Annotated in this window: 1 protein-coding gene; it reads right to left on the bottom strand. The window is 64.6% G+C overall.

The features are described from left to right. Window positions 1-33: 33 nt before the first annotated feature. Window positions 34-1,122: Tn3 family transposase (locus GGU46_RS21855; protein ID WP_183405635.1), on the bottom strand; the 1,089-nt coding region annotated here is incomplete at its 5' end.

The raw sequence follows: 1,122 nt of genomic DNA, 5'->3' as shown, positions 1-1,122 counted from the left end.
GGGGGCCTCTCAGAAAACGGAATAAATAGCACGTTAAGGGTTGGGAAGGGGCCGTAGGGGCTGAAATTTGCCGGGAGCGCGCTTGCTGCGCCACGAGTAGTCACCCGTCAGGTTGATGTGCTCCCAGCCCAGCGGCGACAAGTAGGGCAACAGCGTCTCGTCCACGGGTTGGCCATGAGCCCGTAGCGCCTGTACAGCCCGCTGCAGATACACCGTGTTCCACAGCACGATGGCGGCCGTGAGCAGGTTCAGCCCGCTGGCCCGGTAACGCTGCTGCGCAAAGCCCCGGTCCCGGATTTCCCCCAGCCGGTGGAAGAACACGGCCCGGGCCAGCGCGTTGCGCGCTTCGCCCTTATTGAGCCCGACCTGCACGCGGCGGCGCAACTCCTTGCTTTGCAGCCAGTCCAGGATGAACAGGCTCCGCTCAAGGCGCCCCAATTCACGCAAGGCCACCGCCAGCCCGTTCTGGCGCGGGTAGCTGCCCAGCTTGCGCAGCATGAGCGAGGCCGTGACCGTGCCTTGCTTGATGGAGGTGACCAGGCGTAAAATCTCTTCCCAGTGGGCCAGGATGTGGCGCACGTTCAGCGTGCCGCCCAGCAAGGGCTGCAAGGCCTCGTATGTGGGGGAACCCGGCGGCACGTACAGCTTGGTCTCGCTTAGGTCTCGGATGCGCGGAGCGAAGCGGTAGCTCAGCAAAGGCATCACGGCAAACAGGTGGTCGGTAAAGCCGGCCGTGTCGGTATAGTGCTCTTCGATGCGCAGGTCGGATTCGTGGTAGAGCAAGCCATCGAGCACGTAGGTCGCATCCCGGACCCCGACGTTGATGACCTGACTGCTGAAGGGCGCGTACTGGTCCGAGACGTGGGTGTAGAACAGCCGGCCCGGCTCGGCCCCGTATTTGGGGTTGAGGTGCCCGGTGCTCTCGGCCCTTCCCCCGGCGCGGAAGCGCTGCCCATCCGACGAGGACGTGGTGCCGTCACCCCAGTGCGCCGCGAATGGATGACGCAACTGCGCGTTGACCAACTCGGCCAGGGCCAACGAGTAGGTGTCGTCGCGGATATACCAGACCTGCAACCAGGAGAGTTTGGCGTGGGTGCTGCCGGGGCAGGATTCGGCCATCTT

It is taken from the genome of Hymenobacter latericoloratus (assembly GCF_014199535.1).
GTDB lineage: Bacteria > Bacteroidota > Bacteroidia > Cytophagales > Hymenobacteraceae > Hymenobacter > Hymenobacter latericoloratus.
This window is presented reverse-complemented; position numbering and strand designations above follow the sequence as displayed.